The sequence below is a fragment of the Cytobacillus sp. FSL R7-0696 genome, assembly GCF_038006865.1.
GTDB lineage: Bacteria > Bacillota > Bacilli > Bacillales > Cytobacillaceae > Cytobacillus > Cytobacillus kochii.
Genome location: NZ_JBBOWA010000001.1, coordinates 2,339,510 through 2,354,473, shown reverse-complemented (window position 1 = coordinate 2,354,473; position 14,964 = coordinate 2,339,510). Strand labels below are relative to the sequence as shown.

The 14,964-nt window shown below is 37.5% G+C and carries 11 protein-coding genes; 3 read left to right on the top strand and 8 right to left on the bottom strand.

Annotated elements, in window-relative coordinates:
* Window positions 1–38 precede the first annotated feature (38 nt).
* Window positions 39–1,181 (bottom strand): sensor histidine kinase, encoded by a 1,143-nt coding sequence (locus tag MKX29_RS12080; protein ID WP_095371820.1) that lies wholly within the window; start codon window positions 1,179–1,181, stop codon window positions 39–41.
* A 337-nt stretch (window positions 1,182–1,518) separates the two neighbouring features.
* Between MKX29_RS12080 and MKX29_RS12075 the strand changes: the two genes are divergently transcribed.
* Together MKX29_RS12075 and MKX29_RS12070 are read left to right on the top strand one after the other, a co-directional pair.
* Window positions 1,519–2,157: a YigZ family protein gene (locus tag MKX29_RS12075; protein WP_341105696.1), complete on the top strand. Its 639-nt coding sequence runs from the start codon at window positions 1,519–1,521 to the stop codon at window positions 2,155–2,157.
* A gap of 88 nt (window positions 2,158–2,245) precedes the next feature.
* Window positions 2,246–3,352 carry an LCP family protein gene (locus tag MKX29_RS12070; protein WP_341105694.1) on the top strand — a complete coding sequence of 369 codons (1,107 nt, stop codon included), beginning with the start codon at window positions 2,246–2,248 and terminating at the stop codon, window positions 3,350–3,352.
* 69 nt (window positions 3,353–3,421) lie between these two features.
* Here the strand turns inward: MKX29_RS12070 and MKX29_RS12065 are convergent.
* The 5 genes from MKX29_RS12065 to MKX29_RS12045 all read right to left on the bottom strand — a co-directional run bounded on the left by MKX29_RS12065 (window position 3,422) and on the right by MKX29_RS12045 (window position 8,977).
* Window positions 3,422–4,770 (bottom strand): IS3 family transposase gene (locus MKX29_RS12065; protein ID WP_224935613.1). Its coding sequence is split into 2 segments (ribosomal slippage): window positions 3,422–4,326 and window positions 4,326–4,770, totalling 1,350 coding nucleotides; the frame shifts between segments, so codons are not numbered across the junction.
* A 236-nt stretch (window positions 4,771–5,006) separates the two neighbouring features.
* The gene (locus MKX29_RS12060; RefSeq protein WP_341105691.1) at window positions 5,007–5,339 is read right to left on the bottom strand and encodes a hypothetical protein; all 333 of its coding nucleotides are present in this window, start codon (window positions 5,337–5,339) and stop codon (window positions 5,007–5,009) included.
* A gap of 528 nt (window positions 5,340–5,867) precedes the next feature.
* A complete protein-coding gene (locus MKX29_RS12055; RefSeq protein ID WP_224937166.1) occupies window positions 5,868–6,917 on the bottom strand; it encodes an MraY family glycosyltransferase in 1,050 nt (349 codons plus the stop codon).
* Window positions 6,918–7,061: 144 nt separating this feature from the next.
* Entirely contained in the window at window positions 7,062–8,168 is a 1,107-nt protein-coding gene (locus MKX29_RS12050) for a glycosyltransferase (RefSeq protein WP_224937167.1), read from the bottom strand.
* 77 nt (window positions 8,169–8,245) lie between these two features.
* Entirely contained in the window at window positions 8,246–8,977 is a 732-nt protein-coding gene (locus MKX29_RS12045; RefSeq protein ID WP_341105688.1) for a WecB/TagA/CpsF family glycosyltransferase, read from the bottom strand.
* A 99-nt stretch (window positions 8,978–9,076) separates the two neighbouring features.
* Here MKX29_RS12045 and murJ point away from each other — a divergent pair, with 99 nt between their 5' ends.
* Entirely contained in the window at window positions 9,077–10,612 is a 1,536-nt protein-coding gene (gene murJ, locus MKX29_RS12040; protein WP_289434666.1) for a murein biosynthesis integral membrane protein MurJ, read from the top strand.
* A gap of 61 nt (window positions 10,613–10,673) precedes the next feature.
* Here murJ and MKX29_RS12035 read toward each other — a convergent pair whose 3' ends face one another.
* Window positions 10,674–11,972, bottom strand: coding sequence for an O-antigen ligase family protein (locus tag MKX29_RS12035; protein ID WP_341105685.1), 1,299 nt, complete (start codon window positions 11,970–11,972; stop codon window positions 10,674–10,676).
* A gap of 166 nt (window positions 11,973–12,138) precedes the next feature.
* Window positions 12,139–14,916 carry a glucosaminidase domain-containing protein gene (locus MKX29_RS12030; RefSeq protein WP_340976530.1) on the bottom strand — a complete coding sequence of 926 codons (2,778 nt, stop codon included), beginning with the start codon at window positions 14,914–14,916 and terminating at the stop codon, window positions 12,139–12,141.
* Between the last annotated feature and the right edge of the window lie 48 nt (window positions 14,917–14,964).

Sequence of the window (14,964 nt, the reverse complement as noted above, 5' to 3'; positions counted from 1 at the left end):
TATCATGATGTTTGACCAGTTTCAACATCAATTAACTATTATTTCATATAAGGTACTTGAATAATAATAATTGTGCCTTTACCAATATTGGAATCTATCGAAAGCTGGCCCTCCAGAAGTTCAACTCTTTCTCTCATGCCGATAATACCAAAGGATTGTGCTTTTTTCTTATTAATATCAAACCCTTTACCATTATCTCTAATGACGACTGCTATTCTTTCATTATTAATTTCAGTTTTTACAATAATCTCTTCTGCATCAGCATGCTTCATCGCATTCTGCACAGCTTCTTGAATGAGTCGGAATAGCGCCACTTCATATTGACTTGGTAAACGAACCTCTTTACCAACATTCATGAAAGTGATTTTGGTCGAATTATGATATTCTTCGATTGTTTGTAGATACTTCTTTAATGTAGGAACAAGACCTAAGTCATCTAAAGCCATTGGTCTCAGGTCATAAATAATTCTACGGACCTCATATAAAGCACTTCTGACCATTTTCTTTAAATTCCTTATTTCCTCCATGGCTTCATCTGTGCCACGCTCTTTATAAACACGTTCAATCAAATCAGAGCGCATCATCACATTCGCCATCATTTGCGCCGGGCCGTCATGTATTTCACGTGAGAGCCTTTTACGCTCTTCTTCTTGCGCCTCAATGATTTGTAAGCCAAATTCTTGTTTCATCTTCGCATCTTCAAGCATCTCACCCATTTGCTTGATGTCACTCATCAAGTAGTTCATGACAACAGTAATTTGGGAAATTAAATGCTCAGCACGCTCAATCGTATCACTAACGCCCACTAATCTTCTTTCAATGTCGTCTCTACGGTCACGAAGCTGCTTTTCCATTTGCCGATTCATCGATAGATCCATTTGTAATTGATGGGCTTTTTCATATGCATCACGTACTTGCGCTTCCGTGTAATCTTTGAAATGCATACTGACTTCAGATAATCGTTTACGCGCAAAACGTGTTTGACTTTCTAAACGGTCGCCTTCATCAATGACTTTAATAACCATTACCTTTACATCTTTCAGTTCTTCGGTTAAGGTCTCATAATCTTTTCGACATTGCTCACCAATCCGGAAAATTTCATTCTTACTCGTACCGACCGTTTCTATCATCTTTTCTAAAATTAAATCGAGCGACTTCGTATCAAATTTTTTTATACTCATTCGCGATTCCTCCAAGGGTATACCCTGTTGTTGCTATTCCTTATTTTACCTTGAAAAGCGGTATTCGACCATGTGTAGCGGCAGAAAATAATACCATTTGACACAAAATTCGATAAAAAGTCGCACGCTTGAAAATTTTTTATATGTCATATATCCTAATTTTATGTTAAAAAAAGAGGATTATTGGCAATATCTATAGTTATCCTCAGATACATACTTATTATATCACTTCAACGATTCGACAATATTAAAGTTTGTTTACAATCTATTAATATTTATGTTTTCCGAAGATTGTCGAATTATAATAGGAAGAGACTTGCAGGAAGGAGCGATATTTTTGCTTCCACAATATCATACCGTCAAAGGTTACGGGGAACATGAAATTATTATACAAAAATCTAGATTTATTGCATATATTGACCGAGCAGAAACAGAAGAAGAAGCGCAAACATTTATTCAGAAAATAAAGAAGCAAAACTGGAATGCCACTCATAATTGTTCTGCCTATTTAATTGGTGAGCATGATTTAATTCAGAAAGCTAACGATGATGGTGAACCGAGTGGTACAGCTGGTGTACCGATGCTTGAAGTGTTAAAAAAGAGACAATTAAAGGATACCGTCGTGGTAGTCACCCGCTATTTTGGTGGCATTAAACTTGGTGCCGGCGGTTTAATTCGCGCTTACGGTAAAGCTACATCCGAAGGTTTACTTGCTACAGGTATTGTTGAAAGAAAGCTAATGCGCATCATGCATACAAAAGTTGATTATACCTTTCTTGGAAAACTCGAAAATGAATTACGTGCTTCCATTTATCCAATAAAAGAAATCCATTATGCCGATCTTGTTGAAATTGAAACTTATGTAAAAGACGAAGAAACAGCTAACTTCAATGCCTGGATGATCGAATTAACAAATGGACAAGCAGAAATAACTGAAGGTGACGTGTTATATTTAGAATCGACAATTTCTGAGTAAATATTTTACGTATATACAAATCCATTGTAAAATAAACATTAACTATGTAAAGAATCGATTAAATTTTTACTAATAAAGGAGCAATCATATGTCTTATGATGGTCGTAATGCCCAAAAGGTGAGGAGACGTAAAGTGAAGCGCAGAAGACGTGTTTTCGCATTTATCCTTCTTCCTCTACTAGTCCTTGCCCTAAGTGCCACTGCCTACGGTGCCTATCTCTATAATAAAGCAGAGACAGCGATGAACAGCACATATAACCCACTAGAAAGAGAAACCAAGCGAGATGTAGCTGTACAACCTGATGTTGATAACTTTTCACTACTCATTATCGGAGTCGATGATAGTAGTAAACGGGGTTTTAGTAATTCAGCGCGTTCAGATGCATTAATGGTCGCAACATTTAATAAGGAATCAAAATCTATTAAACTATTAAGCATCCCTCGTGATTCTTATGTTCAGATTCCTAAGCTTGGTTATCAAGACAAAATCACCCATGCTCACGCTCACGGCGGACCACTCACTTCTATTGAAACGGTTGAGCAGCTACTCGATATCCCCATTGATTTTTACTTAAAGTTAAATTTTGATGCATTCATTGAGATCATTGATGCACTAGGTGGAGTGGAAGTAGAAGTACCTTATGCCTTATCTGAGCAAGACTCAAATGACAACGCAGGGGCTATTCAATTAGAAGAGGGCTTGCAAACATTAAATGGGGAAGAAGCATTAGCGCTAGCACGTACGAGAAAGCAAGATAATGACATTATGCGCGGGCAAAGACAACAAGAAATCGTTAAAGCGATGATGAAAAAAGCCGTATCAGTAGATGCTATTTCGAAATACGGGGATGTCATCGAAGCAGTCGGAAACAATATGGAAACAGACCTTTCCTTCGACCAAATGAAATCACTTATTAGTTATGCGACTTCTAGTGGCATGACACCAGATATTGAAATGCTCAATCTCAAAGGTCAAGATATGTACTTACCAAACTCTAATGGTAATCGTGTGTATTATTATCAAATAGATGATACTGGATTACAGGAAGTTATTTCAGAACTACAAAGCCATCTTGATTTAGGGACTACGAACCTCGGACAAAATGAATCTACTGATCCGACAAATGGCGAGAGTTCAACAGACGGCGAAATTTCTACTGAATCAAGTGAAGCTGGTTACAATAGCGAATATTAATAGAATTATGCTTTATAGAAACCCCCAAACAAAAAATGTAGTGACCCCTAAAAGTTAGACACAGTTATTTCATGAGGCAACTTGTTCAAAATGAGTTCGGTATTGTACCGGACTCATTTTCAATTTTCCCTTTAACCGTTTCCTATTATAGTATTCTATATATTTTTCTAATTCTAGTTTAAAGTGGTTCACACTTTCAAATTCCTTAAAATAAAGCAATTCTGACTTCAGTATCCCAAAGAAGTTTTCCATTACAGAGTTATCGTAACAGTTACCTTTACGTGACATACTCTGTTTAACCCCTTTTGCTTGAAGCAAGTTGCGATATTGGTTCATTTGATAATGCCATCCTTGGTCGGAATGCATGAGTAATTGATGCCTTTCTGGTAAGGATTCTAATGCTTTTTCTAACATGTCCGAAACTAATGAATACGTTGGTCGAGAACCGATGGTATACGTAATAATTTCACCATTAAATAAATCTAATACAGGCGATAGATACAGCTTTTCACCAAATAGCTTGAATTCTGTAATATCTGTTACCCATTTTTCATTCGGTGCGTCCGCACTAAATTGACGGTCTAAATGATTTGGCGCTATTTTACCGACTGTGCCTTTATAAGATTTATACCTTTTCATCCGCACTAGGCATCTTAAACCCAGCTCTTTCATGATTCGTTGAACCTTCTTATGATTTACTTTTTTCCCACGATTCACTAGCTCATCCCGAATACGACGGTAACCGTAACGACCTTCATGTTCTTCATAAATGGCTTGGATTTCTCCTTTTATATCGGTGTCTGGATCAAGTCGATTCATTCGTTTTACTAAATTATAATAGGTGCTGCGTGGAATGCCAGCGAGTTTTACGAGTGACTTCACCGAATACTTATGCCTTAACTCATAGACTACTTGTGCTTTGTCTTGTTTGGTGATTTTTCCTTGTTTTGAACTAAGGCATTCAACTTTTTTAAATACTCATTTTCCATTTCCAGTTGTTTTATTCGATTTTCTAGTGCTTCAAAAGAACGGTCAGTAGAACTTTGTTTATTTGAATCTTTTTTCATGGATAGACGCCCCTGTTCCTGTGACTGAAGGGCATCTATCCCTTGTGTTTCAAACTTTCTTTTCCATACAGCTAGAGTGGAATGCGCTGGGATATTAAAAATAGCTGCCGTTTCACATAGAGAAGTACCATTTTCAGTCATATATTGTAGTACTTCTAGTTTAAACATTTGTGTATAACTTGTACAACGTTTCACCAATGCCTCTGCACCATTGTAGTTGTATTGTCTTACCCATTTAACAATCGATTTGTGATCTATTCCAATAGATTCTCCAATTTCTCTGTAACTTTCTTTTCCGCTTAAATAGCGAGTCACGGCTTGTAGCTTCATTTCCGCAGTAAATTTGGACAAAAAAACTGCACCTCCAATAGTTGTAGATAGTGTCTAACAATTGGGGTGCAGTTCAAAACTGTTTGGGGGTTTTTATTCAGACACATCTTACTCATACTGTTGTGGTTCTCTTTTAGGTGGGCTCATTCTCTCTAGTTTTCTAGCTACTGGTATGGGCATTTCTCGTTTATCCAGACTTCTTTCTATTTTTTCTTCAATTAAAGGGCACTTTATAAAGCTATGGATAGCTTTTCTTATTAGAATGTACGGGAATTTATACATGCATCTCCGTTTCTTGTTACTTTACACTTATACATGGCTTTCCCGCACTTCTCTGCCTTCTCCTTTTGGCTTTTGCGCGTTACACGGCTTGCGCGCAATTCATTGATCTTTCTCTCTTTCTTTTGCGCGTATAGGCCACTTGTGCGCAGTTCCCTGTCTTTTCCCTCTCTCTTTTGCGCGTATACTCCATTAACGCGCAATTCATTGATCTTTCTCTCTTTCTTTTGCGCGTATAGGCCGCTTGTGCGCAGTTCCCTGCCTTTTCCCTCTCTCTTTTGCGCGTATATACGGCTTACGCGCAATTCCATGATCTTTCTCTCTTTCTTTTGCGCGTATAGGCCGCTTGTGCGCAGTTCCCTGTCTTTTCCCTCTCTCTTTTGCGCGTATACTCCATTAACGCGCAGTTCTCTGTCTTTTCTCTCTCTATTTTGCGCGTATACACGGCTTACACGCAGTTCCCTGCCTATCCCCTCTCTCTTTTGCGCGTATAGGCCGCTTGTGCGCAGTTCCTTCCCTGTCCTCTCTCTCTTTTGCGCGTATACTCCATTTACGCGCAGTTCCCTGTCTGTCCCCTCTATCTTTTACGCGTATATACCATTTGTTCGCAATTCTCTCCTATTACCTCTCAAGTCTTGCGCACAGTTCCCATTCTACGTTCTATTTCGCAACATTCATGAGCATTTATTATTCCGCATCATTTCTTCAAACAGTTCTCGCCCACCAATATAGTTATCCAATGGCTCTAGATAAAGCATTACTCTACCAATTTTTCCCTATCAACCTTATCAACCTCTTAATCTACAAAAAAAAGCTAACCAATTTGGTTAGCTTTTGTATCAGTTGCCTTTTCCTTTGAGTCTTTTCAATAGGGGCTGGTAGTCTTTGCCGAGTAGACCGATCAGTTCGGCAAATAATTCGAGCATGACAAGGACAACGGCTATTAGTAAGATGGCTCCCCATACTTTTGCTTGAGAGAAGATAATGGCAATCATGCCAAAAGTAGCTGCCATCGCATAAATTAATAAGACTGTTTGGCGATGGGTAAAGCCTGCATTCAATAAGCAATGATGGAGATGTGATTTATCTGGTGCTGATATCGGTTGCTTGTTTAAAATCCTTCTAAATATCGCAAAAATCGTATCGGATAATGGGACACCTAAAATTAAAATAGGGATAATAAACGAAATCACTGTTACATTTTTAAAGCCGAGCAATGACAAGACAGCAATCATATATCCTAAAAAGAGAGCCCCTGTATCGCCCATAAATATTTTCGCTGGATGAAAGTTAAAGACAAGAAACCCGAGTGTAGCTACCATTAACAAAGAAGCCATGGCAATTACATACGTATTCCCCATGAATACAGCCATCCCAGCAATCGTAAATAGCGCAATCGATGATACTCCAGCTGCTAATCCGTCAAGACCATCAATTAGGTTAATTGCATTCGTCACACCAACAATCCATAAGATTGTAATAGGGATAGCAAAATAACCAAAGTCGATCCGATTATCGCCAAAGAATGGGTTGTTAATAAACTCAACTTCCACATTTCCCCAAAAGACTACGATTAATGCGGCAGCAATTTGCCCTATCAATTTATACTTAGCAGGTAATTGATATTTATCATCTAACATACCGATTATAACGATGATAAATGCACCGACCATGATCGGGATATGCACTTCTTTATTTGGTGAGAAGATTAGCACACCGAGCATGAAGCTTAAATAAATCGCTAAACCACCTAAACGAGGCATCACTTTTTCATGGACTTTTCGATTATTTGGTTTGTCTGTTGCTCCTATCTTAAAGGCCAGTCGTTTTACCAGCGGTGTTAAAAGAACGGAGCATATAAAACATAATATTAAGGTCAAATAAATCATAAAGACCCTCCTTATGGATAGCATGCCCCTCTTTCACACTTGGAACCAGGCATAATTTACAAATTCGTACAATTGTATATCGAACCTATTATATCATAGTTGTACCATTTAAAAAGGTACTTTTTTTGACAAAATCCGCAATATTTATGTCCAATTTTTGTAGGCGTCCATCACATTTTCCCGAAAATGCTCCACACTAAACCACCTTGATGCATGTTTATAGAGATTTTCACCGATTTTTTTCAAGGAACCTACATAATGGGCATTGATCGCCTCTTCAATTGCTAGCGCTAATGCGTCGACATCTTTCACTGGAACAAGCCAGCCATAATCTTTCGATGGAATCAATTCACAGACTCCACCAACATCGGTCGAAATCACCGGCTTTTTCGCTCTTGCTGCCTCTAATAAGACAATTGGAAAATTCTCACTTAATGATGATAATAGATGAAGATCTGAAATTTGTAATAAGGCATCAATATCCTGTCTATATCCTAAAAATTTTATTTGTTTAGCTAATCCTTTGTTGTTCACAAAAGCTTTTAATTCTTGTTCTAAAAAGCCATCTCCTATTAAAAGGAGTTTGACCTGAGGTGCTTTAGCCATGACACGGCTGATGGCTTCTAAGGCAATCCGATGGCCCTTTACAGGTGTGAGTCTCGCCACCATAGCAATCACAAAATCATTCGCCTCAAGCCCTAACCCTTTGCGTTCAAGCGTACAAGACTGCATCTGTCTGTTAAAATCTATGCCATTGAAAATAGTCTTCACTTTACTCCCATCCACACCATGGGAGAGCAAGAGCTCTTTGGAACGATTAGAAATGGCGAAATAATAATCAGGGTGCTTCAAAAGCCATAAATGCAACTTAGTAAAGGCTTTTCCTTTCAAGCCCCGATTAAGAAAATCATCATAGGGATTGCTATGTAATGTTGTCACCCACTTACATTCTCGGTAGGTTTTTTTTAGCAAATAACCGTAAAGATTTGCTCGCGCACCATGTGTATGAATCATCGTCATTTGTTCTGATTCAATATATTTCTTTAAACGCTGAATGACTGATAGATCATATCTTTTTTTCGTAGCGAAAAGCTTTACGCGAATCCCTCGCTGTAATGCCTTCTGATAAATCGGTCCAGGTTCAAAAATCCCTAGCGTAAAAACAGAAGGGTCACTATTCTCTAATAAATCAAGAATATGTGTCATGCCCCCACCTGTATCATTCCCTGCATTTAAATGGAGTACTTTCATCGTTGAGATTCCATCCTTCTTCATAGTATCAGACGGAACAGCTTAGAAAATAGTTGCAGATTCTAGGGATTTTTACTTCAATCTCGCTTTCTGGATTGCCGTACTTGCTTCACAAATTGAGGTAAAACGAGCACCCTTCTCCAACGAGAGGGCTGCTTCAATAGGCGATAAAACCACTCTAACTTAAGGTTTTGCCAAAATTCAGGCGCTCGTTTCATTTCACCAGATATAATGTCGATCGTGCCACCGACCCCAATGAATAACCCTTTAGAGAAGCGATGATAATTAGTGGTGATCCATTCTTCCTGACGTGGAAAGCCTAAAGCAACCAAGACGATATCTGGCGCTAAAGCTGCTACTTCTTCAGCCACTTGCCCATCTTCCCAATCAAAATAACCATTATGTCTACCGACAAGGTTAATTCCCGGATAATCTTTTTCTATATTTTCAGCTGCTCTTTTATTTACTTGTTCCCTTCCTCCGAGAAGATATACATGCCAGCCTTTTTTATTTCCTTCTTCTAATAAGGACATTGTTAAATCAAAGCCTGTTACACGCTCTTTTATCGGCTTTTGAAGCATATTCGCAGCAAGTAGAATCCCATTACCATCAGGCACCACGTAATGAGCTGATTGAATAATCTCTTGATAATCTTTATGCTCTTTGGCATACATAACGATTTCCGGATTCGCTGTCACGACAAATGTTTTTTCTTGTTTATCTATATGGTTGGTTAAAATGGATTCCATTTCTGTAAAGCTTGTATTAATAAAGGGAACCCCAAGTATATTTACGTAATCATGACTCATTTTATAACCTCAATCTTTATCTTAATAGTCGGTGTTTTAGTTTACACCGTTCTGATTATACTAATAATAAAAAGCACTTTTCCTTAAAGGAGATTCATGATGAAAAAACAGCTTATCCAAGCTGCGGGACTCATAACAGGTATTGCAATCATTAGTAAGGTTCTAGGTTTTGTAAGAGAATTGCTTATGGCCTCTTATTTCGGTACTTCAACAGTGGCTGATGCTTACTTTGTAGCATCCATTATCCCTGTTTTATTATTCTCAGCAGTTGGCATGTCCATTACAACTGGTATCATCCCTCTATATGCTGAATTAAAAAAACAACATTCACTAGAAGCACGAAACGTAGTAGGGGTACTTACGACTTTATTCCTCATTCTTGCATTAGTGATTACTGTCATCGCAATTTTATTCACCCCTATCATTACCCAATGGATGGCACCAGGGTTCAATGAAGAACAGTGGTATGTAACAAATGTATTAACGATTATCATGCTACCAAGCTTCTGCTTCTACGTTTTATCTGCCGTTTCAACTGGCATTTTAGAATACGAAAAGGAATTCGCACCACCAGCAATGGGAGCCATCCCGCAAAACATCCTGATTATCATTAGTATTGTCGTTCTCTCACAGTTCTATGGGATATACGGTGTAGCCATTGCCACTTTGTTAGGAGCCATTAGTCAATTTCTTGTACAATACCCGTTTATAAAGAAGTATAAAGTAATTCGACTTAATTTTCATTTTAAAACCTATTCTCTATTCATTAAAAGAACCTTTTTTTCTTTTATGCCATTAATTATTACGTCCATTGCTTTTCAGTTTAATACAGTCATTGATCGCTTTTTTGCATCTGGACTGATAGATGGTAGCGTTTCAGCCTTAAACTATGCAAACAAGCTGATGTTTCTGCCGTTAAGTATCATTCTCCTATCCTTTATCACCGTGTTGTTTCCATCCATTATTGATACGGCGGCAGAGAATAAGAAAGAGCTTATTCCACTGATCATTAGCGGTATGACGATTATTAGCTTAGTCGGCATACCTATTAGTGCGGTCATGTTAATAGAAAGCCGGACATTGATTGAAGTAGCTTATGAGAGAGGCGCATTCAATACGAACGCTACTACTATAACGAGCATTGCCTTTTTCTTTTATTCAATAGGTATGATCGCCATCGCATTAAAGGAATTTTTAAATCGTTCATTTATTGCCTTACAAAATGAGAAAATGACCATGATAGCTGCAATCGTCTCTATTATCGTCAATATCATTTTTAGTTTGATTTTAACACCTTTAATGGGTATTGGTGGTGTAGCCTTGGCTACTTCTATCAGCATGGTCTCACAGACGGTTGTTTTGCTATATTTTTTACGGAAGGAATTAGACATACCGAGACAAGAGATGAAGGATTTATTATTTTCTCAAGGAAAAGTATTCACGATGTTCTTACTCGTAACTGGCGGTCTTTTCGGCTTACATAAGCTCTATCATTCCTACTTACCAGCACTGCTTTCGATATCAGTGACAACCTTCACCGCCGTCATTTTCACTATACTAGTGGCTACATTATTGAGAATATCCGAAATGGAAAAGTTCGTTGAATGGGCTAGGACACTCAAGAGAAAGCCCTAACAGAATCAATCAAACGTTTGTTTAAAAAATGCGTTCATTCGAAATTTGCAGCTGAGAATTCTTAGTTCATAGAATTCTCAAGCCGCACGGATTGGATTCCACAGGCTAGCCAAGCCATTAGTACAGCTAAATAAATACTCACACCAGGTGCTGTTAATACATGACCAGCGATAAAAGCGACCCCAAGACCTAGAGCTACTCCAGTGAGTACTAAAATGACCTCTAAGTCCATCAATCGTTTCATATTTTGAAATGCTTGTTTAATCAATTGCCAAAGCATATAGACAAAGGGCAGCAAATATAAACTAAACCCTATCATTCCTACGGAATAAAATAAATCTAAAAAATCCATCTCAATCGTTTTGGCTTCATCCGTAAAGTTGCCACCATAACCCATGCCAAAAAGCTTTTGCATCCATGGCGCCTCTTGAAAATAAGCTTGATACTCTTCCCAGTAAATTTCCCTGCCGCTATAGACGATGTTATCCTTCTGTTCACTTGTCATCACTTGCGTATTCCCTTCTTCTTTTGAAACACCAAGCCAATCAAGCTGTAGCTCCATGTTATGGGCAACTGGGGTATATGGTGTCATAAGAATAAAAACAACAAACAAAATGCCAAGTGTAACTAATTTAGTTCTTTGTATGTATTCTCTTTTTACCAAACGAAGAACAATAGAGGTACCAATGCTGATAAGCAATGTAATCAAAATCGCCCCATAACCCACTTTCGTCCCTAAAGCCAGCAACCCATACATAACCGTGAGTAATCCTACCATTAACCACCACGAACCTTTTAAGGCAAAATACAATACAACCGGTAACCCCATAGCCAAAATGGCACCAATCTCATTGCCAGCATAAAACCAGCCAACATGACCACTCTTCCAATAATCATAACTAGGAAACGCAGTATCAGAAAGCCCCGCCACCGTCATCATCGCCCCAGTCAAAATCACAGCTATCATCAAATAATAGAGGGGAGAAATCCTAAACCCTCTGCGAAAAGCCACTAGAAAGAATAGAAAACAGACAACAAAATAAACATTTTTCATTAACCATTTCAGCTCAGGTCCCCACATAAAAACAGGTTTCATCGTAAACTGAACCCCAATCGAAATCACAATAAACAAGCCAAATAACAACAGATAGCCTAAAATCACGGGTTTTCTTACATATGATGTAAATAATAAGTAAGCACATATAAATACTAAAAAACAAAAACGCATCGCTAAACCAAGCGTAAATGCTTGATCATTCAAACGAATAGACAAAGATGTAAGCACATCAATAATTGGCTGTAATAACAAAAAAAGCATACTCAGCCACAACACCTTATTTCTCTTTTCAGTCTTCAGCATAAATAAACAACCTCACTGGTGGAATTTGTATGGTTTTAGTATGTGAGGAAATTGGGAATTTACTATAAGAGGTGCAAAATATGTTCATCAGATTTTCCCGTACTCTTTTAGAAAAGAGAAACATGTAAACACAAAAAAACCGAGGGTATTCCCCTCGGTATAGTCATTATTTGAATTGCTGCAGTAAATCATAAGAAGAAGTATAAACTTTAGCTTGTTTTGCATTTGTAAAGTTTAAATAGTCACCGTAAATCCAACCTTGTTTACCATTAACTGAAATGCGATACCAAGTTGTATCATATGGATAACTACCATTAGATTTTACATCCGTGTTGTATCCTAATACAATCACTTCAGTTGAAACTTTTAATGTGCCAATGACATTACTATTATTATTCACATAAGGGAACGATCTCCAATTCGCATTGGTGTTGATTGTTGCCTTCGTACCAGCCGGCATGTTTTTAACAACATCTGATGGATATGGCTTGCCTGCTGGAATATCCCTACTCCAATTACCTGATGGTGCAGGACCATTGCTCGTTACAACATTTGTAGACGAGTAGTACTTAGCATCATACGGCTGTAAATCTTCCATTAATCGAGCAATTTTATTTTGCCAATCTTTATCCGTTGCATATTTTACATTCATGCCAATTAAGTCTGGTCCATTGTACCATTTACCATTAGGAGTTAAATAATCGGATTTCACTTGGTACGCTACATTACTAATACTATCTTCTACACTATCAAAATAGTAACCGCAAGTGAATGGACAAACATCATACGCCCCGTATCCATATAAGTTATTTTTATAATCGAACAAGTTGGATTGCTTTCCCCAACCAGTCTCTAAAATTGTATGCGCTACTAAGTAAGTTGCGTTTACCCCATATTTATTTTGAACATTAATAAATTCTTGGGCATAATCCTTTAACTTACTATCCCCATGACCTTTGCGATCAAATAAAGCTTTGATTTCCTGTACAGTCAGCTTTGCTGGTTTTCTTAAGTCAAGATTGAGATAACCTGGTTTTTCTGTACTGAGGTCATCTTTGTGGATATAGCCTGTATATTTCTTCCCATTTACATATACAGTTGCTCTGTACCAGTTTGAAGTAAAGTTATTGACTTTTAATAAATCACCCTGTTTATATTTCTTAATTACATTAGATGATTTAGAAGCAATTGTATATACATTTAAAGTGTCTGGCACTGCGTATAATTGTACTTCCTTAGACGTTTGTGTTGTATTTTCAACATGACTAGCTGCGATATAACCTGTTTGCTTTTTCCCATTCACATAGACCGTTGCCTTATACCATCCATTAATAAATGACTCATATTCCAGGATACTACCTACCTTATATGATTTCCATTTACCTGTAGATAAATTAGGTTTTTTATATACAGCAGTAGGTGATTTTAATGCAACCCCTTGGTAACGAGCAGGATTTTTCACGGGAATTTCCACATCTGATGCATTGATATAACCTATTTGCGGTTTACCACTAATATAAACGGTAGCCTTATACCACCCTGTAATAAAAGTCTCAAACTGTAATAATGTTCCTTTAGTATACGACTTAAGAGTGCTAGTTACACTTGATGCACTTTTATATACACTCACCGAGTCTTTCAATGCTATGCCATATAATGTTTCAGGATTATTTGTAGCTAATGAAACATCCGATGCTTTTATATAGCCACTTGTGGCCTTACCATTGATGTAAACAGTAGCGGAATACCAGCCAGAAGAAAAACTTTGAAACTTCAAGATACTTCCTCTTGGATAAGTTTTTAAAGTTTTAGAGTTTGTAGTTGCTTGTTGATAAACTCTAGTAGGTGATTGTATACCTACACCCTGATGCTCTACAGAATTAGAATTAATATTTTCTACATCACCTTTAAAAATATAACCAGTTTCCCTTTTACCATTCACATATACTGTAGCTTCATACCAATTAGATGTTAAAGTGTTATACTGCAAAATGCTACCAGAGCTATATGACTTTAGCACATTTGCATTTTGTGATGCTTTAGAGTAAACCTTTGTTGTTGTAGTTGCTATACCTTGAAGTGCTTTTTTCTCTTGAATGTTTTCTACATCTGTCTTTTTAATGAAACCGTCACGCCACTTTCCATTTACTGATACAATCGCACTGTACCAATTGTTATTATACGTTTCATACTTTAAGATTGACCCTTGTGAATAACTTTTTAAAGACTTGGCACCTTGATTAGTACTCTCATAAACTACTGTCGGGCTTTTTAGTGCAATACCATAAAGTGGCTTACTGACAGTCGCAGCAAATGTAGACATTCTTGCTTTCGGTTCTACAACCTCTTCTTTTTCTTCTTGGCTAACTTCCAATTCTCCATCGATATCTTCACTTGGTGTACTTTCTTCCATCTCAATAGAGTCAGTTTCTTCTAAAGAGGAAGCGTTGTCCTCAGGTTCCTCTACTGTTGAATCCTCACTTTTATCTAAGTTTTCTTGTGAGTTGTTTTGAGGAACCTCATGGTCTTCAGCCCCATCGATTTCTTCCGTTTCGCCCGGCTCATTCTTTGCCTCTTCATCATGATTGTTTAAAACAAATAGCCTTGCTTCGCGGAATTCACTCGCTTCCGCTTTTTCTACAATTCTACTATTCTCTATATAACCTTGTTTTGTTTCTGTTTCATCCTCAAAAGAATATTCTACAAAGGAAAAATATTGTCCCCAGTTTAATACCAATACTTCAGAATCATCTTTTATAGTAAATAAAACTTCTGATTCACTATTTTCTTCTTCGTAGACAGAAATATCACCATCAATTTCTTCAGCAAATACCATTGCCTCATATGTTTCAGGTAGAGATTCCGCTTTAACAAACGAAATATTCTGTGGTATACTCTGTAAAATTAATAGCAAGACTAAAAAACTAACAAATATTTTTTTCACTACTTTTCCCCCATGTAAATCTATACTTTATCTTAGGGATACATGTAG